This window comes from Rhodococcus sp. FW305-130 (assembly GCF_058788335.1).
This window is the reverse complement of record NZ_JBYTAP010000001.1, coordinates 621,688-640,787: the sequence shown is the minus strand read 5'-3', so window position 1 is coordinate 640,787 and position 19,100 is coordinate 621,688. Positions and strand designations below refer to the sequence as shown.

Below are 19,100 nucleotides of genomic sequence, written 5' to 3'. Positions count from 1 at the left end.
GAGATGAGAGCGCGGGAATGGTCGTGGACGCAAGACGTCTGACCGACCTACGACGAGTTCACTCCCGCCGACGGCCGATCTACAGACCGATTCCCGGAGCTCGAGGCTGTGGACGGCCGGGCGCGTCCGGGCTGCTCTGCCTGCGGAAAGCGCCACGCAGGCAGCGTTCGTCATCAGAGGGGCCAGTGGCCGAAACCGTGCACAGCTGCAGAAGTTCGTACTTCGACGACGTTGCGAGGGCTGCGACCACGAAGACGGCAATCGCAGTTCCCAGCACCGCGGCGCTACCCGACGATCCAAGCGGAGGCACGGCGAGAAGAGCGATGAACGGCAGCAGAAGCAGCAACAGTGACCGTGTCACCGTTCCCGTGCTCCGCTGTTGCATGACTGCGAGAGTACAGAACATCTGCCGAATCCAGCTAGACGCTTGCCTCACGTACTTGTTCGCGCAGCCATTTGTGTGCTGGATCGTGGTCCAGCCGACCGTGCCACTGTTGGTGAATGGTGACGGCCGGTAGTTCGGTCGGCACCGCAAACCAGGCGACATCGAGGCGAGCGGCAAAGTATCGGGCAAGCCTTTCCGGCACCAGTGCAACGAGATCGCTGTCGGCCGCCATGAGCGCCGCCGCAACGGGCGAGGCAACCACCGCGATCACCCGCCGGCGCATTCCGACTGCGGACAACGCGTCGTCGATCGGTCCGTGTGTCCGGCCACGTCTGGATGTCGAGACATGTGGATGCTCACACAACTGCGCGAGTGTCGGCTGAGCCGTGCGGGCCAACGGCGACGACTTCGATACCAAGCCCACATGACCCTCTCGGTAGAGAATCTCACTGCACACATCAGAGGACGGCAACGGATCAGCGCCGATATCGAGATCGATCGAACCGTTCCGCAGCGAGTCGACGTCCTCGTTTCCCTCTCCGACACAACGGATTACAGCGTTCGGCGCTTCCGCCGCGAAACGCCTGACCAGAGCCGGGGTGAGGCTGGCCGCCGTGCCCTCGTTGATTCGGATCACGAAAGTCCGCTCGAGTTCTGCTGGTTCGAAGTTCTTGCGGTCGATCAACAGGCCTTGCGCCCCTTCCAGGAGCGATCGGACCTGAGGTGCTGCACGCAACGCAAACGGCGTCGGTACCAACCCACGCCCGGCACGAACAAAGATCGGGTCATCCATCGCACGCCGGAGACGCCCCAAAGCCCTACTGGTTGCCGGTATCGACAAGTTCAATCGCTCGGCAGCGCCGGTGACACTGCCCTCCGCCACCAGAGCGTCGAACACTCTCAAAAGATTGAGGTCCATATCCATCGCCATAGTTGCACCATACGCAACTATCTACTGCAATCTTTGCAGTAGACGCACGTTACCGAGATCCCTACTGTCGTTTCAGTAGCCGAATTGGCTGTCGATCAACAACTCCCGCAATAGAACAAATTCCCGCAAAGAGGTGCGTCTTGTCCACAAATACTTCGATACCGACGGAGGGTCGGGCGAACTCGGACGCGCGACAAGGATTGGTGCTCGCAACGTTGTGCGCGGTCACCGTCCTCGTTATTGCGTTCGTCGCGGCCATCAACCTGGCAGTTCCGCTCCTGACGTCCGGGTCTCTGCATCCTTCCTCGACGCAGCTTCTATGGATCGTCGATTCCTACGTCACGGTCTTCGCCTGTCTGGTGATCCCCTGCGGGGCACTCGGTGATCGCTTCGGACGCAAAGGGGTGCTGACCATCGGGTTGATCCTCTTCGCAGCAGGCGCCGCCGTGTCCGCGAGTTCCCCCACAGTGGCGGTGATGCTGATCGGCCGCTGCGTCACCGGAGTCGGAGCCGCCTGTGTTCTGTCGAACAGCCTCGCAATCCTCATGCACGCGACTCCCCCACAGAAGCGTCCTCGCGCAATTGCCATTTGGGCATCGTCGACCGGATTCGGCGGCGTGGCAGGGAATGTCGGTGGTGGCGCGCTTCTGCAGACCGGGTCCTGGCGCTGGTTGTTCGTCGCCGTCGTACCCATCGCGTTGGCAGGTGCTGCCGCAGTCGCCTATCTCGCTCCTCGCACCCCTCGAAATCACCGCGGTCTCGACCCTGTCGGAACCGTCTTGCTGACGGCGGCGACGTTCGGGTTGCTGGTCGGTGTCATCGAAGGACCCGAAAGTGGTTGGGGCAGCATCACGGTGATCTCAGCATTCGTCGCGTCGGCGGCGCTTTATGCGGCATGGATCATCGTCGAGCTCCGCGTCGAGCAACCCTTGCTGGATCCGCGGTTGTTCCGCCTTCCTCTGCTGCGCGCGGGATGCCTGGGAATGACCGTCGCGTTCTTCGGTCTGTTCGCACTGTTCTACGTCAACGCATCATTTCTGCAGTACGCCAAGGGATTCAGCGTTCTCACCACCGGCCTGGCGGTGATACCGCTGACCATTCCACTGCTGTTCGGTGCTCGCTTCGTGCCGCTGATCTCGGCTCGTCTGGGTTCCACCATCACCGTGGCGGCAGCGTTCGCGTTCATCGGGGTCGGCATGTTCGGGCTGTCGACCAGCACAGCCCACACTCCCTATATCGCCTACGCGTTGTGGCTCGTTGTCATCGGCATCGGCGCGGCAGCCGCGCTCCCCGTATTGACTCACGACATCGCGGACTCGCTGCCCCTCGAACAGGCAGGCGTCGGTTCAGGACTGCAGGCGACGGCACGAGAATTCGGCAGCGCCTTGGGCGTCGCCGTCATCGGCACCATCTTGACCAGCCGTTTCATCAGCGCATTGCCCGACGCGATGCGCGACGGAGACGGCGCCGCGCCACGCACGGTCGCAGACGGACTCGAGATGGCCGACACTCCCCTCGCTCACGACGCCGTCCTGAGTGCCTTCACCACCGGCGCGGACAGCGCCGTGCGCGTCATCGCGGTCATCACCCTGATCGCCGGCTGCCTGGTCACTGCGCAATCCGCGTGGTCGAACAGAACGCGAACGAAGGAGACAGAACAGGTGCACTGACAGCTCGTCCGGCCAGTGATTCCGTCAACACCTGGCCGAACAACTCCGCATCGTCGATAAGCCAATTGTGATTGCCAGGAACCTCGCGAACCTCGGGATCACCCAAGGCGGCGCAGACAGCATGAAAACTCGTTCGCGGAATCACATGATCATCAGCTCCCCACAACACGACAACAGGCATCGCGCGGACTGCGATCTCTTCGAGTGCATCGATGAGATCCGCAGTCCGCGCGAGGTTGCCCGTTTGCCACACTCCACGGGCGTTGCGAAGCGCGTTGAACGCGAACTCGTCGAGTCGAAACTGTGGGATTCTGCGAGCGTGTACCGACTCGGCAGCCTCGACCATCGCCGACACACACCAGTTCCACCACGGACGTTCGCGAATCGGGCGCTTCTGACCACCAGCACTCGACCACACGCCACCACCAACCGAGTTCACCAGAACCAAGCGCGAGACTCGCGTGGGGAAGTCCCGCGCCACTGCTGTCGCTACACCGCCACCGAACGAATGCCCGACGACGGTCACCGGACCGGCAACTCCGGCCGCGTCCAGAAACCGCGTCACCCACGCGGCATAACCTTCGAAGTTGCGATCGGCTCGGTCTAGTTCAGCCGTACCGCCAAGTCCCGGAAGCGCAGGCGCAATCACCCTGGATCCCCGGTGAACGACGGCAGCAAGCGCAGATCCATAGGCGCGAGGGGACAACCCCCAACCGTGCAGAAACAGCACTGTCTCGCCGTGCCCACCGACGCCGAAGTCGACAGGTCGAGAATCGACCACGGCGGTGCGCCACTCGATGAATGCATCGGTTCGACTTGCGGAGACAATCATGATCAAATCCCAGTTCAGGTGAGGTTTTTCTCCGGGTGAAGTATCGAACTCGATGTTGCCGCGCACGCACCGGCGCGGCGACGACCGTAGTACCTGCATCGGTACCTACTTCTTTCTTCTGCCACTTCGCGAGACGTCACGATTGCCGACATGCCACTCGAAAACAGGTATGCATCCCGTCCAACTGACCGGCGCGAACACGTCGAGGCGAAACCAGGCTGTGTGTCACAAGCCGAAGCCCGATCACGCCCAGCCGGATACCTGCTTCGGGACGCACCGACGCGAAGGCAACACGAGAAATGTCGCACCACCGATTCACCAGCCCCCGCATGACGAAGATCGCACTCGGAAGGGCGCTTGTCATCGGCGCGCTTTCACTGACAACCCTTGCCGTCAGTATCGACACCGCGAACGCTCAGGCCCCCTTGCTTCCGGACTGGAACACCGCGGGAGTTTCCGTCGTCACGAATCCGGCGAAAGTGTCATCTTTCGCTTCCTCGGACGGAGGCCGCGCATTGGCAGCCGCAGAGTCCAAGATCGGCGCACCGTACGTCTGGGGCGCGACCGGACCGGACTCGTTCGACTGCTCCGGCCTCGTTCAATGGGCCTATGCACAAGCGGGCGTTTCAATTCCGCGAACTACCTACGACCAGGCGGTCGGCGGAGCTCCGATTTCCCGGGACGATCTCCAGCCAGGTGACGTAGTCCTGTACTACGGCGGGGAACATGTGGGGATCTATGCCGGAGACAGTGAGGTCCTTCACGCCCCGACGTCCGGGGAGTCGGTCAAACGCGCACCCGTGGACTCGATGCCATACTATCTCGCCCGGCGCTACTGATATGTATCACGTCAGCTTGACAAAAAGTCTTGTATCGCAACAATATTCGGGCCGTTCATCACGATCCGAATGCTTGACACTCCCCCATTGCGCGGAATGTGATGCCATCCTCTCCCCCGCGAGCGCGGTCTGCACCAGGTGTCGCGGGGCGCGGTTGGACGTAACGCGGTGTTGCGGAGACGGCACTGTCGTGTCCTGGCGAACGGTTCACGGCGACCCCACGACCGTTCTCGCCATCGTCGAATTGGACGAGGGGCCGTGGCTGTACACGTTGCTCACGGAATCCCCGCGCGCGGATGCGTCCGGACCGCTGCGAGTATTGTTTCAACGGCGAGAACTAGGTAAGCGGTACCCGGTGTTCTGCCTGTGCGGCGACGATCGGGGAGAACTGCAATCGGACTTCAGTGCCGATCTGCTGAACCATTGACCTCGCGCGAGTCACGCTCTTGCGCAGTCGATACCACCCACGCCGCGATCTGCGCTCTGGAGGTGAAGCCCAATTTCGTCAGCACGTGCTCCACGTGCCCCTGTGCTGTCCGTGGCGAAATGACGAGGTGCTCTGCGACAGCGCGGTTGGTGAGGCCCTGAGCAACCAGTTCCGCAACTTGCTGCTCACGACGGGTGAGTCGAATCGCGTCGGTCGACGATGTGTCCGGGACTCTGAGATGCTCGTCGAGCGCGTACGCGACAGCTTCACCCTCGGTCATCACAATTCCCCGGTGAAACTGCTTGTCGAAAGCGCCCTTACCCAATGCCTTTTGAGCATCGTTTGCCGCCTTGTCATGGTGGGGTGACAAGATCGGAAGCCCCGCGAGCCGACTCCCGACCTTCTGCCAGTACATCGCCGCAGCGCCGAGTAGAACCGCCGATTGCTTCCAATCACGTTGCGCTGCAGCAATCCACGCCAACTGTTCGATACACCACGCCGAGTTCATTGAAGCGGCCGTGGCCCGCAGACTTCGCGCCAAATGGTCACGTGCGCGCTCGAGGTCACCTCGAAACCAGTCCACAAGCCCTAGATTGCTAAGCGCCGACGCCTGATACATCACTTCGTGCGGCGGTCCGGTGATGGCAAGGGACTCGTCGAAACACTCCACCGATCGCTCCAGCGCGCCGGTAAAGATGCAAGCGAGCCCGAGGGTAATCAAGCCGGCCACTTTGTGCTCTAGATTCTCAGCTGATTGGAAAAGCGATACGGCAGCCTCCAACTTCCTGGCGGCAGTGTCGAATTCGCCGTTGAACGTGTCGACATATCCGTCCGCCCATCCAGCCAAGCCTCGAGAGCGTACATCTCCCACGACCTCGGCAAGGCGCCAACTCTCCTCTACCTGTCCGCGCGCCCGGACGAGGTCACCCTGCATCCCATGCGCTACGGCGTCGATACACAGAATTTCCACGCGATAAGTGTCCGGCTCCCCATCGGAAGCTCTCAGGGTTCGATCCGCCCAGTGCCGCGCCGAAGCGATCCGACCGCCGAGAACCCAGAATTGGTACAGCGCCGCGACCATTCGCGTCGCTGATCGCGTCTGACCCGGCGTCGAGATCGAAAACTCAAGCGCGTCGTAGACGTTGTGCAGTTCACGACCCAGCCTTGCGATCCACGCAGCTTGCTGGTCGCTGATCCACTCGGCTTCCGCACGAACGACCAGCGCTTCGAACCAATCACGGTGGCGCCATCGAAGTTCCACGTAGTCGTTCGAGAACTCGGCCTTCTCTCGTCCGTACTCCCGCAGGAGGTCGAGCAGGTGATAGCGAACGGTGCCGTCGATCTCCTCACGAATGAGGATGGACTTCTCGACCAACGCAGTGACGAGATCGAGCACTTCCGTCGAACTCGAATCCTGCCCGCACACTCCCTCGGCAGCATCGAGATCGAACCCACCCGAGAACACCGACAGCCTCGCCCACAACCGTTGTTCACGCGGTGAGCACAAGTCGTAACTCCAATCGATCGACAATCGCAGGGTCTGCTGACGACTGGGAACATCACGCCCACCGGAAGTCAAAAGGCTGTAACGATCAGAAAGCCGATACATGATCTGCTCCGCCGACATAGATCGCAGCCGAGCAGCAGCCAACTCGATCGGCAACGGCAATCCGTCCAGATCGTGGCAGATACGGGCAACGGCATTCCGGTTCCCTTCGGTCAACACGAAACCCGGCACCACAGTCGCAGCTCTTTCTGCGAACAACAAAACAGACTCGTACCGAGCCAGCCCATCGAAAGCGCGCGGCCCCCGCAGTTCCGGCGTAGTGAGAGAAGGAACCCGCATCACCACCTCACCGCCCACACCCAGAGACTCTCGCGACGTCGCCAGAATCTTCACACCAGCACACCGACGCAAGATCGCCCCGGCAAGCCGGGCAACCGAATCCACCAGGTGTTCACAGTTGTCGAACACCAACAGCAGACTCCGATCGGCGCAAAATTCGATCAAAGCGCGCAGCGGATCAGACGACGAAACCGGCCGCACCCCCAAAGTCACGGCGACATAATCCGCGAGCAGATCCGGATCCGACAACTCCCCCAACTCCACCAACCAGGTACCGTCGCTGAACACCCGCTGCAGCGCACCCGCAAGCCGAATCGCGAGACGTGTCTTGCCCACGCCCCCGACGCCGGTCAGCGTCAACAAACGGGACGACTCGAACAATCTTCTGGCATCGGCCAACTCACGCCGCCGACCGACAAAACTCGTCAACTCCAACGGCAAGTTACCGACAACCCGATGATCGGCTTCTGCACGCACAGCGGATGCCATCGACCGACTCGCTTTCTGCGATTCCACTCCAAAACCAACGCTACCCCCGCGAACTGCACCCGAGAAGCGCTCACCACTGCCCGCGATCTCAGCCTCGGGAGTCGGTCTCCTGCTCGGTCGACACGAACCACGCCGCGATCTGCGCTCTGGAGGTGAAACCCAATTTGGTCAGCACATGCTCCACATGACCCTGAGCCGTACGAAGCGAGATCACGAGATGTTCCGCGATAGCGCGATTGGTCAGGCCCCGCGCAACGAGTTCCGCAACTTGCTGCTCACGACGAGTCAGGTGAGGTGCCTCAGTTGACGATGAACCCGGAACACTGCGACGCTCGTCGAGCGCATACGCGACAGCTTCACTCTCGGACATCACAAATCCGTTGCGAAACGACTTGTCGAAAGCACTCTTACCCATAGCCCTACGAGCAGTCTCTGCCGCAGTGTCGTGATGCGGCGACAAACCCGGCAGGCCCGCCAGCCGACCCCCGACCTTCTGCCAATACATGGCTGCCGCGCCGAGCAGAACCGCGGAATTCTTCCAATCGCGTTGCGCTGCAGCAATCCACGCCAGTGGTTCGATACACCACGCCGAGTTCATCGGGGCATCGAGAATTCTCAGACTTCGCGTCAAATAATCACGTGCGTCATCTAATTCACCTCGGAGCCAGCCCACGAGCCCGAGGGTTCCCAACGCAAAAGCCTGGAACATGACTTCGTTGGCGGGCACGGTGATCGCGAGAGTCTCTTCGTTGCACTCCACCGAGCGATCGAGGGCCCCGGAAAGAAAGTACGCGATCCCCAGGGTGTCCAGGCCGATCACCACATGCAGCAGATTTTCGTCCAATCGAAACAGCGTCAACGCGGATTCCAACTTGGCTGTAGCGGTATCGAAGTTGCCTCTGAACGTATCGACGTATCCGTCACCCCATGCCGCGAGACCGCGTGAGCGTACGTCCGCCAAGGCATTCGCCAGGAGCCAACTCTCGTCGACCAGCGCTTGTGCCCGTTCGAGTTCCCCCTGCATCGCGTGATTCACAGCGTCGATGGCCAAGACATCAACGCGGAACGGGTCGAGCTCCCGATCCTCTGTATTCAGAGCTCGATCCGTCCAATACCGTGCCTGCACAAGCAATCCACCAGAAAGCCAGAATCTGTACAACGCAGCGACCATTCGCGTCGCAGATCGCGCCTCTCCGGTAGTGGAAATCGAAAACTCCAGCGCGTCGTAGACGTTGTGCTGTTCACGACCCAGCCGTGCGATCCACGCCGCTTGCCGGTCACTGATCCACTCGGCTTCCGCACGAACAACCAGCGCTTCGAACCAATCACGGTGGCGCCGTTGAAGTTCCACGTAGTCGTTCGAGATCTCGGCCTTCTCTCGTCCGTACTCCCGAAGGAGGTCGAGCAGGTGATAGCGAACGGTGCCGTCGATCTCCTCACGAATGAGGATGGACTTCTCGACCAACGCAGTGACGAGATCGAGCACTTCCGTCGAACTCGAATCCTGCCCGCACACTCCCTCGGCAGCGTCCAGCTCGAACCCGCCGGAAAATACTGTCAGCCGACCCCACAGCTGCTGCTCCGGAGGCGAGCACAAGTCGTAACTCCAATCGATCGACAAGCGGAGAGTCTGCTGACGACTCGGTACGTCGCGTCCACCAGAAGTCAAAAGGCGGTAACGATCCGAGAGCCGATCCATGATCTGCTCCGCCGACATACCGCGCAGGCGAGCGGCCGCCAACTCGATCGGAAGCGGGAGTCCATCCAGGTCGTGACAGATATGAGCAACGGCGCGCTTGTTCTCCTCAGTGAGGGTGAAACCGGGGACGACTGAAGCCGCACGCTCGGTGAACAACGACACGGATTCGTACTGGGCAAGTCCCTCGTATTCGCGCGGCTGTTGCTGCGGTGTGGTGAGCGAGGGAACGCGCATCGTCACCTCACCGCCCATTCCCAACGATTCTCTGCTCGTCGCCAAGATCTTGACACCGGCACACCGCCGTAGGATCGCACCGGCAAACAGAGCGACGGCATCGACCAGATGTTCGCAGTTGTCGAGTACCAACAGCAGACTGCGATCGGAGCAGTAGTCGATCACAGTGTGCAGCGGGTCCGACGAGGACACCGGCCGCACCCCCAAAATCACGGCGACATAATCCTCGAGGAGTTCTGGATCCGTCTGCTCGCCCAACTCCACCAACCACGCGCCGTCTCGGAACACCCGCTGGAGCGCGCTCGCAAGCCGGATCGCGAGCCGCGTCTTGCCGACACCTCCGATACCGGTGAGCGTCAATAAACGGGACGACTCGAACAATCTTCTGGCTTCGGCCAACTCACGCCGTCGGCCGACAAAACTCGTCAGCTCCAAGGGCAAGTTGCCGACAACTCGCTGGTCGGCTTCTGATCGCACAACGGATGCCATCGACCGACTCGCTTTCTGCCAACCACTACAAATCAACGCTACCCCCGCGTTCGTCGCCCTGAGCAGCGCTCACTTGTGCTTCGTCATCGCAGTCGAAATGTCGGCCCCTCACAGATGCGATTCACGACGGCCATGCCGGTGTCACGCGCCCGAAACAACGGATTTCTACCCTGGCAGCGACGAGAAGGGAGACCGACATGCCACCGCGCCGTAGATCGGTACTACTGACGCAACTGGTAATCGATGCTCCCGGCAGTCCACAACAAACGATCCTCGACGAACTGCGCCGAGTGATTCTGTCGGGTTCGGCGCCTCCGGGTACCCCGATCCCTCTCGGCGACGTGGCTGATGTGTTCGGGGTCAGCCGAATACCAGTGCGGGAATCGCTGAAGACCCTGGTCGGAGAGTCGTTGGTCGACCACCGCCACCAATTCGGCTACACCGTTGCTCAGTTGACGCCGGCAGAACTGCGCGAGATGTACATCGTCCGCGAAACTCTCGAATCAGCTGCATTGGCCGTCGCCGTCGAACAGGCCACCGAAGAGGATCACGAACACGCCGTCGAGGTGAATTCCCGTCTGGAGATCGCGTTGCGCTACGACGACTCTCAGTCCTATCACTGTGAGAGCCGAAACTTTCACCTCGCACTGACCCGACCGTCGCAAATGCTTCGACTTCTGCACATGTTCGAAGCTGCCTGGAACATCACCGAACCGGTACAGCCGATGGTCCATGTTGCCGGCGTCGATCGCCAGGTTCTGCACTCCGATCACACCGCGATGCTGGACGCATTCCTGCGTCGAGACGCAGCCGCGCTTCTGAGTGCTTCCGAAATCCATCATCGCCGACTCAACACCGTGATCGCGACTCTGCCCACAGACACCGGCCTACTGGCCGAGAAAGATATACCGATTGCGCAATAGCTGTGCAACACAGCGTCGATACCTTTCTCTCAACACAGTTTTCATCACTGACGCTGAGAGCTCGTGCACTGTCCGCTGATTTCCTGCACTGATGCACAGGAGCTGTCATGACCGACATTCTTCCGTCCCGAACGACCACTACCCCTACTCCCCCAAAGGAAACCGGCTCGGCCGACCTCGTCGAAGCCGCGGGCCACCCTGTCGGCGGCGGACTGATCAAACCGGGCTACGACCCTCGTTTGACCAACGAGGATCTGGCGCCGCTTCGCAAGCAGACCTGGTCGTCGTACAACATCTTCGCCTTCTGGATGTCCGACGTACACAGCGTCGGCGGATATGTCACTGCCGGTAGTCTTTTCGCACTGGGATTGGCCAGCTGGCAAGTACTCGTCGCCCTGCTGGTCGGTATCACGATCGTTTACTTCTTCTGCAATCTCGTCGCCAAGCCCAGCCAAGTTACCGGCGTACCGTATCCGGTGATCTGCCGCAGCGTGTTCGGTGTCCTCGGCGCGAACATCCCGGCAATCATTCGTGGCCTGATTGCCGTGGCCTGGTACGGGATTCAAACCTTCCTCGCTTCGGCAGCCCTCGATGTCGTACTGATCAAACTCTTTCCGTCACTCGCACCGTATGCCGTCGTCGAAGACTACGGATTCGCCGGACTCTCCGCACTGGGCTGGGGAAGTTTCATGCTCCTGTGGGCACTTCAGGCCTGCGTCTTCTGGCGAGGCATGGAATCGATCCGCCGCTTCATTGACTTCTGCGGGCCGGCTGTGTACGTCGTGATGTTCATGCTGTGCGGGTACCTCATCTACCAGGCAGGCTGGAGCGCTGTCGATCTCACACTCGGCGACGTCAAATACTCCGGTTTCGACGCCGTGCCGGTCATGCTCGGTGCGATCGCTCTGGTTGTCTCGTACTTCTCCGGACCGATGCTCAACTTCGGTGACTTCTCCCGCTACGGGAAGTCGTTCGCTGCAGTCAAGAAGGGCAACTTCCTCGGTTTGCCGTTGAACTTCCTCGTATTCTCGGTGTTGGTCGTCGTCACGGCGTCGTTGACACTGCCGGTGTACGGCGAACTGATCACCGATCCCGTCGCAACAGTGGCACGAATCGACAGCACCTTCGCCATCGTCCTCGGCGCACTCACCTTCACCATTGCCACGATCGGCATCAACATCGTGGCCAACTTCATTTCCCCGGCCTTCGACTTCTCCAACGTGAGCCCGCAGAAGATCAGCTGGCGCGCCGGCGGGATGATCGCGGCGATCGGCTCGATCCTCATCACCCCGTGGAACCTCTACAACAATCCCGACGTCATCCACTACACGCTCGAAACCCTCGGAGCCTTCATCGGTCCGCTGTTCGGAATCCTGATTGCCGACTACTACCTCGTGCGCAAGCAGAAGGTGATCGTCGACGAACTGTTCAGCATGTCGCCGACCGGAACCTACTGGTACAGCAAGGGATACAATCCTGCTGCAGTGATCGCCACCGTGGTGGGAGCCGTCGTCGCAATGGTCCCGGTCCTGGGCAAGGACCTCACCGGGATGTACACCGCAGCGCAGTACAGCTGGTTCATCGGTTGCGGGCTCGGATTTGCCGTCTACTACCTACTCGCCACGCGCACTTCCCTGGCTGTCCGGAATGCTTCTTCTCCCGACACTGTGACGGTCGACTGATCGTCATGAGAATCAAGGTGATCAACCCCAACACCACGTGGGCGATGACCGCCAAGATCGAGGAATGTGCCCGGGCCGTCGCGGGCTCGGGCACATTCGTCGAGGCCGTCAGCCCTGCGATGGGTCCCGCGTCGATCGAAAGCCACTACGACGAAGCTCTCAGCATCCCCGGAATCCTGGCCGAGATCGCCGCCGGAGAAAAGAACGAAGTCGACGGCTACGTCATTGCTTGCTTCGGTGACCCAGGCCTGGATGCAGCCAGAGAGCTGGCCAAGGGCCCCGTCGTAGCTGTCGCCGAAGCGGCAATGAACTACGCAAGTTTCCTGGGACGCGGATTCAGCATCGTGACCACCCTCGGTCGAACCCGCGGCCGCGCAGCCGATCTGGTGGACCGGTACGGCATGCAGGCTCGGTGCCGGGGTATCCACTCCTGCGAGATTCCGGTTCTGGAACTCGATCGTGATCCCGACGCGCGAAAGGTGATCTTGGAAGCCTGTTTCGACGCATTGGAGCAAGACGACTCGGACGTCCTCGTGCTGGGTTGCGCCGGCATGGCGGACCTGTGCCAGGACTTGTCCGACGAACTCGGTGTCCCGGTAGTCGACGGCGTTGCCGCTGGGGTCACGATGGTTCAATCGTTGGTCACCCTCGGACTGTCGACCAGTGCGCGCGGCGAGTTCACACGGCCACTGCCCAAAATCTACACCGGCACACTGACACCGTTCTCGCTGTGAACGTGCCCGAGCGAGAGTCGAGCACCGATCGTCACCAGTGCCAGGACCGCGAACAATACTCCGGCCCAGACTAATTGGCGGGTTTCGAAATGCGCGAGAAACAGTCCACCGACCGCAGTTCCGAGCGTGATCCCCAAGTTGGAGAACGAGATGAAAAGGCTGTTGCCGAATTCAGGCGCGTCGACTGCGTCTCGCCCCATCCAACTCTGCGAAACCACCAGTCCACCGGAATGCACTACACCCCAAACCAACACGGCTACAACCATCGCACCGAAGTACGGGCCTGCCAGATAGAGCATCACGTAGACGACGATGTACAGCAAGGGAAAAGCCACAACCGTGCGCACCACACTCTTGGCGAGCACCGCCCCGAAGACGAAGTTGCCGAAGATCATCACGACACCGAAAGCCAAGAGCATCGCGCTGATCCACGATCCGCTCATGCCCGTCACTCCGCCGAGGTATTCGGCGAAGTATCCGTACACCGAGAACATGGCTGCGAAGACGAAGGTGACGGAAAGGATGGTCAACCACACGCGCGGCCGGCGAAGGATCCCGACCTGTGCGCCGTACGACAGGCGTTGTGTCACCGGAGCCGAGGGCAGAAGTACGACAATCCCGAGAAACGCGAGAACGTTGACCACTGCACCGAAAACGAAAGCCGTGGACACCGAGAAGTTCTCGGCCAGATACGACGTCAGCGGTACACCGAATGCGAATCCTACTGTGACACCCGCAAATACTTTCGTCACAGCTGCAGTTGCTTCCTCCGGTGGCACCAGTCGAACTGCACTCGCGAGTGCGAGCGCGAAGAAGACCGGGTGAACCACGGCGGGAATGATCCGAAATACAAACATCACCTCGAAACTCGACGTGCTCGCGTACACCATGTTGGAGACCGCAAAGACTGCAATCGCCACCAACAGAACGGTTTTCCTGTTGATTCCCGAGGTGATCAGCGTCGTGAACGGACCGGTCACCGCCACGACGAGCGCAAACACACCGACCAACCATCCGGCAGTGGACGCGGTGATACCGAACTTTTCGCTGACCTGAGGCAGAACCCCGATAATGCCCATCTCCGTAGTGATGATTCCGAATACACCCAACGCCAGAACCGGTATCAACAATTTCGACTTCACGACACACTCCTTACTACTAGGCCACACAAGACAGATACATATCTAGATATATAGATATGTTTGATTGAGCAAAACCGGCCGACGAGGGCAATCCGACCGCTACAGCTTTTCGCGAACGAATTCCCTGAACTCGCCGATCACGGTTTCGTTTCGTCGGTAGTACGTCCACTTCCCGATGCGCTCGGACTCGAGCAGACCCACATCTTTCATGCCCTGCAGGTACCCCGAGATCACCGACTGGGCAAGTCCCGATCGCCCCTGAATGTCACCGACACAGACTCCGATGTGAAACCCGAGATCCTGTTGCGTGTACGAGTCCTCGTCGAAATACTTCGCCGGATGCGCGAGCCACTCCAAGATCTGCAGACGAGTCGGGTTGGACAGCGCCTTGAAGATCGCCAAAGCATCCATGGACCGCACCCCTTCTCCTCGCCAACCGGAACGCATCTACTTTTATGGATATGTTTGGCGAAGTCAAGCCCGATTCGGACGCAAAGCTACGTACGTCACATCGACGCATTTGAAGTGAGCTGTGCCACTTACGTTTCGACGACCTGCGGAAATCTCAGCGCCGACTTTCTATCTGTGACGACTTGTTTATAGTTATCGCCAACAACGAATTGCCGGAAGTTTCCGGTTCGCCCGAGAATGCTCGCGGGTGAACACAATTCGCTCAACACCAGCCGTACCCGGCTAGTCATTCGGGAGTCGAACCATGAACACACCGCATCAGTTCAGGGCCGTCCCCACATGGTGATGTCGAAGCTCGCCAAGTGGCAGCTGGTCGCCCTCGTCGTGGTTGCACTCCTGGGTTTGATCTATGTCGGAGCGAAATACGTACGGCTGGACAATCTTCTGGGATTCGGCCAATACACGGTCAAAACCGAACTGGCGACGTCCGGTGGCATCTTCACCAACGCCGAAGTGACCTATCGCGGTGTACCCGTCGGACGCGTCGGCGACATGTCGCTCACGTCCGACGGAATCGAAGTCGACCTGTTGATCGACAGCAGTGCTCCACAGATTCCGGCATCCGCGCGAGCCGTGGTTGCCAATCGCTCAGCCATCGGTGAGCAGTACGTCGACCTTCAGCCCGATACCGACCAGGGCCCGTTCCTCGAAGACGGCTCGGTGATCGCCGTGGGCGAGACCACCACGCCGATCCCCATCGAGAACGTCTTGACCAGCGCCAACGGTCTGGTGCACTCCGTTCCGGTCGACGCACTCCACACCGTCGCGAAGGAACTCGGCGCGGCATTCAACGGCAAGGGCGAAGATCTGCAGGTACTTGCCGACTCGCTGTCGGGGATTTCCCAGTCGGGCCTCGACACCCTTCCCCAGACCCTCGGACTGATCCGTGACAGCCAGACGGTACTCACGACCCAGTCCGATCAATCGTCGGCGATCAAGCAGTTCAGCACCGACCTCGACGCACTGGCTGCGCAATTGCGCACCAGCGACCCCGACATCCGACGCGTGATCGACAACGGCATACCGGCCAGCGAACAAGTCGGCTCTCTCGTCACCGAAGCCGGCCCCGCGCTCACGACCAACCTCTCCAACCTCTCCGCCGTTGCAGCGGCAGCCGCCCCGACACTGCCCTCGCTGCAGCCCTTCCTGCTCTTCCTGCCTGCCCTCGCCGGGGCGGCGCCCACCGTTGCACCGGGAGACGGCACGGTACATCTGGGCTTGGTACTCGAGACCAACAACCCGCTCTCGTGCACCGTCGGTTACGAAGGGACCATGGCGGTCCTCGACGAGATGAAGCGCAAAGACCCGAACTTCGACGACACGACGCAGAACTTCCCGTTGAACACTGCCGCCAACTGCCAGGCACCTCAGGGCAGCGAAACGGGAGTTCGGAGCGCCAACCGCATCGCGTTCGCCGACCCGAACACCTCGCAACCGTGGGACAGCAAGCCCAAGGTGGACCCGGACAAGCTGAACCTGAACCCGATTGCCACTCAACTCGCACCGATGCTCGGTGCGACCCCGAAGTAGCCGTAAACAACTGGCACCGTCGACGCTCCGCGACGATGATGATGTGATGTCGCAAGGAACGCCTGAAGGCGAGTCACAGAGCATGTCACGAAGTTTCGAGGAACTTGTCGCCGAAGCCGAATCCGCCTCCGTCGACGGGTGGGACTTCTCGTGGCTCGACGGGCGCGCCACGGAGCAGCGTCCGTCGTGGGGGTATCAGAGGTTGATGGGTGAACGTCTCGGTGGTGCCGGCGCTGCGCTGGACATCCAGACCGGCGGCGGCGAAGTCCTCGCCGCTGCACCGACACTCCCGCCGGTGATGGCGGCAACCGAATCCTGGCCACCGAACGTAACCAAGGCCACCGCGCTTCTGCGTCCCCGAGGTGTGGTGGTGGTCGCGGATCCGGACGAGCCACCGCTACCGTTTGCCGATTCGGCTTTCGATCTGGTGACCAGTCGACACCCTGCGACGGTGTGGTGGGCCGAGATCGCTCGGGTACTCGAACCGGGAGGAACGTACTTCGCTCAACATGTCGGTCACGCCAGCGTGTTCGAACTCGTCGAGTTCTTCCTCGGTCCTCAGCCGCAGGCTCGTCGCGGACGGCACTACGAGGACGAAAGCGCCGACGCGATTTCGGCCGGGCTCACCGTCGTCGACCTTCGTTTCGAGCGTCTGCGCATGGAATTCTTCGATATCGGCGCCGTTGTCTACTTCTTACGCAAGGTGATCTGGATGGTTCCGGGATTCACCGTCGCGCAGTATCTGGACCGGCTCCGGGAACTCGATCAGCAGATCCGTCGCGACGGATCTTTTGTCGCGTACTCGAGTCGATTTCTGATCGAGGCGCGCAAATAGCCCCGCATTACGCGGGGTGAATGGTCTTCCAGTGCTCGGCGATGTCGATTCGCCGCGAGATCCAGACCTTTTCGTGTGACTGCACATGGTCCAGGAAACGCTCGAGGGCGGCAACTCGGGCAGGGCGGCCGACTATGCGGCAGTGCAACCCGACGGAGAGCATCTTCGGTGATCCGGCCGTTCCCTCCGCATACAGCACGTCGAAGGCGTCACGTAGGTGCGCAAAGAACTGATCGCCGCTGGGAAATCCTGCTGGAGAGGCGAAACGCATGTCGTTGGTATCGAGCGTGTACGGAACGACGAGATGCTTCACCGACTCTGTGCCACGCGGAACGTCTACCCAGTACGGCAGATCGTCGGCGTACGAATCGGAGTCGTAGACGAAGCCGCCGTGCTCGACCACCAATTCGCGGGTGTTCGGTGAATCGCGTCCGGTATACCAACCGAGAGGCGCCGAACCCGTCAGATCTTGCAGAATCTGGACTGCCTCGGCCATGTCGGCGCGTTCACGCTCGATGTCCACGGATTGGTAAGACTTCCAACGTAATCCGTGACACGCGATCTCGTGACCCAACTCCTGAAAAGCACTGACTGCTTCCGGGTTACGCTGCATTGCCCGCGCCACCGCAAAGACCGTGAGAGGCAGGTTTCGCCGCTCGAAGGTCCGCAGGACACGCCACAACCCGGCCCGGGAGCCGTACTCGTACAGCGATTCCATGCTCATGTGTCGATTCGGAAATGCCTCCGCCGGAGTCATTTCCGACAGAAAAGTCTCCGAAGCCGCGTCCCCGTCGAGGACGTTGTTCTCGGCTCCCTCTTCGTAGTTGAGTACGAACTGAACCGCTATCCGCGCGTCGCCGGGCCAGTGCGGATGCGGCGGATGAGGGCCGTACCCCACCATGTCCCGGGGATAGTCGTCGCGCGGATAGTCGCTCATGGCAACAACTTTACCGTCAGCGCCCGGAGATCACAGCGCGAGCAGCGTCGGTGAGTACGCCGAATACTCTCAGCCGCGCCAGGCCACCGTCCGGGAAGATGTCCAGACGGACATCGGTGACCGGAACTTCGGAATCGATCGGAAAGCGATGGCGCGTGTCCGGACGCAGCGTCGTACGCGGCAACAGTTCGATCCACTCCCCTTCCGGAGTTCGGCCGGTCAGAGCGCCCTCACCTGGACTGTTTCCGAGGAAGTACGAGGTGTCGATCTCGACGAAACTCAACACGCCTTCACCCGCGAGTTGTACTTGCACCCAGTCGTTTCCGTCGTCGCGGCGCCTGGCGGTCTCCCACCCGTCCCCCATCGAAGCAGCGCGGCCGGGGAACAGAATGTTCTGCGGTGAGCTGTAGAACATGTTGGAGCAATCGGTCACGCGGCCACCGTTTTCGAGTGCTGCGAGGTCCAACGGCCCGGCATCGAGGAAACGCGGGTCTGGCCGCGCTTCACCGTGAACACGGAATCTCGCAACGCCGCCGTCCGGATAAATGGTCAGCTTGACGTGCGTCCATCGATCCTCCGAAACCACCGAGAACGGATTCTCCGAGTCACCGTGCACGGTCGAGCGTTCGACGATGGTTGTCCACTCGCCGGATCCGGCCAGGTCGACGGGATCCGGATACCCGTCGACGGAGATTGCTTCCACCGAGATCTCGGGCGGGTAATTGCCCTTGAACCACGCGGTGTCGACCACGACGCCCCGCACCACTCCAGGAACACCGAGGCGCACGATCGCCTCGTCATGACCTGCCACACGGCGACGACGCGTCTCCCAACCGTCGTACACCTGCCCCTTGTGTCCGAACGTCGCCGGCTGGTATCCGGCTTTACCTGGTCGGATCAGGGCCTCGCGCTCGGCGAATGCCTCGTCGTTCGCCCAGATGACGGCTCCGCCGAGGGTGCGCAGTGCCAGGTCGGGCAGCAAGGTGAATTCGGTGGTGCTCATCG

The 19,100-nt window shown here is 60.9% G+C and carries 17 protein-coding genes; 8 read left to right on the top strand and 9 right to left on the bottom strand.

The annotated features are described in order from the left end of the window. Positions 1-79: 79 nt before the first annotated feature. Together AC3WQS_RS03150 and AC3WQS_RS03145 are read right to left on the bottom strand one after the other, a co-directional pair. Positions 80-385, bottom strand: coding sequence for a DUF6412 domain-containing protein (locus AC3WQS_RS03150; RefSeq protein ID WP_021345368.1), 306 nt, complete (start codon positions 383-385; stop codon positions 80-82). A gap of 34 nt (positions 386-419) precedes the next feature. Further along, positions 420-1,316: a LysR family transcriptional regulator gene (locus AC3WQS_RS03145; protein WP_020908881.1), complete on the bottom strand. Its 897-nt coding sequence runs from the start codon at positions 1,314-1,316 to the stop codon at positions 420-422. Between the two features lie 203 nt (positions 1,317-1,519). On the opposite strand from AC3WQS_RS03145, the gene AC3WQS_RS03140 reads away from it, so the two are divergent. Continuing rightward, on the top strand, positions 1,520-2,986 hold the full coding sequence (locus AC3WQS_RS03140; RefSeq protein WP_438472362.1) for an MFS transporter: 1,467 nt from the start codon (positions 1,520-1,522) through the stop codon (positions 2,984-2,986). On the opposite strand, the gene AC3WQS_RS03135 is transcribed toward AC3WQS_RS03140, so the two are convergent. Then, positions 2,925-3,818 (bottom strand): alpha/beta fold hydrolase, encoded by an 894-nt coding sequence (locus tag AC3WQS_RS03135; RefSeq protein WP_492713095.1) that lies wholly within the window; start codon positions 3,816-3,818, stop codon positions 2,925-2,927. The two genes, AC3WQS_RS03140 and AC3WQS_RS03135, sit on opposite strands and share 62 nt — an antisense overlap. A 329-nt stretch (positions 3,819-4,147) precedes the next feature. On the opposite strand from AC3WQS_RS03135, the gene AC3WQS_RS03130 reads away from it, so the two are divergent. Together AC3WQS_RS03130 and AC3WQS_RS03125 are read left to right on the top strand one after the other, a co-directional pair. Next, positions 4,148-4,657 (top strand): C40 family peptidase, encoded by a 510-nt coding sequence (locus tag AC3WQS_RS03130; protein WP_492713094.1) that lies wholly within the window; start codon positions 4,148-4,150, stop codon positions 4,655-4,657. Positions 4,658-4,847: 190 nt separating this feature from the next. After that, complete coding sequence (locus AC3WQS_RS03125) at positions 4,848-5,084, top strand: PhlB family protein (RefSeq protein ID WP_492713093.1); 237 nt, start codon at positions 4,848-4,850, stop codon at positions 5,082-5,084. On the opposite strand, the gene AC3WQS_RS03120 is transcribed toward AC3WQS_RS03125, so the two are convergent. Together AC3WQS_RS03120 and AC3WQS_RS03115 are read right to left on the bottom strand one after the other, a co-directional pair. Next, on the bottom strand, positions 5,059-7,419 hold the full coding sequence (locus AC3WQS_RS03120) for an ATP-binding protein (RefSeq protein WP_492713092.1): 2,361 nt from the start codon (positions 7,417-7,419) through the stop codon (positions 5,059-5,061). The genes AC3WQS_RS03125 and AC3WQS_RS03120 overlap by 26 nt on opposite strands. A gap of 88 nt (positions 7,420-7,507) precedes the next feature. Further along, positions 7,508-9,841 (bottom strand): ATP-binding protein, encoded by a 2,334-nt coding sequence (locus AC3WQS_RS03115; protein WP_492713091.1) that lies wholly within the window; start codon positions 9,839-9,841, stop codon positions 7,508-7,510. 197 nt (positions 9,842-10,038) lie between these two features. Here AC3WQS_RS03115 and AC3WQS_RS03110 point away from each other — a divergent pair, with 197 nt between their 5' ends. The 3 genes from AC3WQS_RS03110 (at position 10,039) to AC3WQS_RS03100 (ending at position 13,180) form a co-directional block, all read left to right on the top strand. After that, positions 10,039-10,764 (top strand): GntR family transcriptional regulator, encoded by a 726-nt coding sequence (locus AC3WQS_RS03110; RefSeq protein WP_020908886.1) that lies wholly within the window; start codon positions 10,039-10,041, stop codon positions 10,762-10,764. Positions 10,765-10,871: 107 nt separating this feature from the next. Then, positions 10,872-12,446, top strand: coding sequence for an NCS1 family nucleobase:cation symporter-1 (locus AC3WQS_RS03105; protein ID WP_029256096.1), 1,575 nt, complete (start codon positions 10,872-10,874; stop codon positions 12,444-12,446). Positions 12,447-12,451: 5 nt separating this feature from the next. Then, the gene (locus tag AC3WQS_RS03100; RefSeq protein ID WP_019745045.1) at positions 12,452-13,180 is read left to right on the top strand and encodes an aspartate/glutamate racemase family protein; all 729 of its coding nucleotides are present in this window, start codon (positions 12,452-12,454) and stop codon (positions 13,178-13,180) included. Here the strand turns inward: AC3WQS_RS03100 and AC3WQS_RS03095 are convergent. Together AC3WQS_RS03095 and AC3WQS_RS03090 are read right to left on the bottom strand one after the other, a co-directional pair. Further along, positions 13,147-14,322 carry an MFS transporter gene (locus AC3WQS_RS03095; RefSeq protein ID WP_046379121.1) on the bottom strand — a complete coding sequence of 392 codons (1,176 nt, stop codon included), beginning with the start codon at positions 14,320-14,322 and terminating at the stop codon, positions 13,147-13,149. The genes AC3WQS_RS03100 and AC3WQS_RS03095 overlap by 34 nt on opposite strands. Positions 14,323-14,421: 99 nt before the next feature. After that, positions 14,422-14,733 carry an ArsR/SmtB family transcription factor gene (locus tag AC3WQS_RS03090; RefSeq protein WP_021345375.1) on the bottom strand — a complete coding sequence of 104 codons (312 nt, stop codon included), beginning with the start codon at positions 14,731-14,733 and terminating at the stop codon, positions 14,422-14,424. A 339-nt stretch (positions 14,734-15,072) separates the two neighbouring features. Between AC3WQS_RS03090 and AC3WQS_RS03085 the strand changes: the two genes are divergently transcribed. Next, positions 15,073-16,323 carry an MCE family protein gene (locus tag AC3WQS_RS03085; protein ID WP_371330907.1) on the top strand — a complete coding sequence of 417 codons (1,251 nt, stop codon included), beginning with the start codon at positions 15,073-15,075 and terminating at the stop codon, positions 16,321-16,323. A gap of 82 nt (positions 16,324-16,405) precedes the next feature. Further along, positions 16,406-17,158, top strand: a complete 753-nt coding sequence (locus AC3WQS_RS03080) for a class I SAM-dependent methyltransferase (RefSeq protein ID WP_029256099.1) — start codon at positions 16,406-16,408, stop codon at positions 17,156-17,158. A gap of 7 nt (positions 17,159-17,165) precedes the next feature. On the opposite strand, the gene puuE is transcribed toward AC3WQS_RS03080, so the two are convergent. Next, positions 17,166-18,095: an allantoinase PuuE gene (gene puuE, locus AC3WQS_RS03075; RefSeq protein ID WP_029256100.1), complete on the bottom strand. Its 930-nt coding sequence runs from the start codon at positions 18,093-18,095 to the stop codon at positions 17,166-17,168. A 16-nt stretch (positions 18,096-18,111) separates the two neighbouring features. Beyond that, positions 18,112-19,098, bottom strand: coding sequence for an allantoicase (gene alc / locus AC3WQS_RS03070; RefSeq protein ID WP_020970582.1), 987 nt, complete (start codon positions 19,096-19,098; stop codon positions 18,112-18,114). Between the last annotated feature and the right edge of the window lie 2 nt (positions 19,099-19,100).

Excerpts from the sequence above, each read along its gene's own strand:
- AC3WQS_RS03150 (WP_021345368.1), bottom strand. The coding sequence starts at position 385 with ATGCAACAGCGGAGCACGGGAACGGTGACACGGTCACTGTTGCTGCTT.
- AC3WQS_RS03145 (WP_020908881.1), bottom strand. The coding sequence starts at position 1,316 with ATGGCGATGGATATGGACCTCAATCTTTTGAGAGTGTTCGACGCTCTG.
- AC3WQS_RS03135 (WP_492713095.1), bottom strand. The coding sequence starts at position 3,818 with ATGATTGTCTCCGCAAGTCGAACCGATGCATTCATCGAGTGGCGCACC.
- AC3WQS_RS03130 (WP_492713094.1), top strand. The coding sequence starts at position 4,148 with ATGACGAAGATCGCACTCGGAAGGGCGCTTGTCATCGGCGCGCTTTCA.
- AC3WQS_RS03120 (WP_492713092.1), bottom strand. The coding sequence starts at position 7,419 with ATGGCATCCGCTGTGCGTGCAGAAGCCGATCATCGGGTTGTCGGTAAC.
- AC3WQS_RS03115 (WP_492713091.1), bottom strand. The coding sequence starts at position 9,841 with ATGGCATCCGTTGTGCGATCAGAAGCCGACCAGCGAGTTGTCGGCAAC.
- AC3WQS_RS03110 (WP_020908886.1), top strand. The coding sequence starts at position 10,039 with ATGCCACCGCGCCGTAGATCGGTACTACTGACGCAACTGGTAATCGAT.
- AC3WQS_RS03105 (WP_029256096.1), top strand. The coding sequence starts at position 10,872 with ATGACCGACATTCTTCCGTCCCGAACGACCACTACCCCTACTCCCCCA.
- AC3WQS_RS03100 (WP_019745045.1), top strand. The coding sequence starts at position 12,452 with ATGAGAATCAAGGTGATCAACCCCAACACCACGTGGGCGATGACCGCC.
- AC3WQS_RS03090 (WP_021345375.1), bottom strand. The coding sequence starts at position 14,733 with ATGGATGCTTTGGCGATCTTCAAGGCGCTGTCCAACCCGACTCGTCTG.
- AC3WQS_RS03085 (WP_371330907.1), top strand. The coding sequence starts at position 15,073 with ATGGTGATGTCGAAGCTCGCCAAGTGGCAGCTGGTCGCCCTCGTCGTG.
- AC3WQS_RS03080 (WP_029256099.1), top strand. The coding sequence starts at position 16,406 with ATGTCACGAAGTTTCGAGGAACTTGTCGCCGAAGCCGAATCCGCCTCC.
- puuE (WP_029256100.1), bottom strand. The coding sequence starts at position 18,095 with ATGAGCGACTATCCGCGCGACGACTATCCCCGGGACATGGTGGGGTAC.
- alc (WP_020970582.1), bottom strand. The coding sequence starts at position 19,098 with ATGAGCACCACCGAATTCACCTTGCTGCCCGACCTGGCACTGCGCACC.